This window comes from Neisseria sp. SLRRB23 (assembly GCF_050896295.1).
GTDB lineage: Bacteria > Pseudomonadota > Gammaproteobacteria > Burkholderiales > Neisseriaceae > Neisseria.
In genome coordinates this window covers 1-388 of the sequence record NZ_JBPBFH010000146.1, presented here as the reverse complement: position 1 = coordinate 388, position 388 = coordinate 1, and the positions used below count along the sequence as shown (strand labels likewise).

The window sequence follows — 388 nt, the reverse complement described above, 5'->3', positions numbered from 1 at the left end:
ACAGACGACAAAAGCAAAATCTTTGCCGAACTGAATCAGGCACACGATATCATCCATCCGCTCAGCGAGCTGGTGTCTATGGAGCTGATTAAAGAGCCGCTGGACAAGGCGAAACAAAGGAACGAAGAACTTGGGACACTCAAACTCTGTGCCGCTTTGGAGCAATATCTTTCGGGCAAACTCCCCATCGACAAAATGGGCACCGACCTGCCGACCGCCGAACTGTTGGGCGAACGCGGCAAACACGCCCTTGAGTCACAGCAATCAGATTTAATTCACTCAAACGAGCTTCAGCATTAGCGGCAGCAGTGAAAGATTTGAAACCACGTGTCGGCAGGCGACGTTGCACGGTCATGTGACCGCCTTCAAGACCTACCTTGTGGAAACC

The 388-nt window shown here is 51.8% G+C and carries 2 pseudogenes; one reads left to right on the top strand and one right to left on the bottom strand.

The window, feature by feature from the left end:
* Positions 1-132: pseudogene (locus ACRPFF_RS11570) on the top strand (DUF1311 domain-containing protein); the annotation flags it as partial.
* A 118-nt stretch (positions 133-250) separates the two neighbouring features.
* Here the strand turns inward: ACRPFF_RS11570 and rplO are convergent.
* Positions 251-388: pseudogene (rplO, locus tag ACRPFF_RS11565) on the bottom strand (50S ribosomal protein L15); the annotation flags it as partial.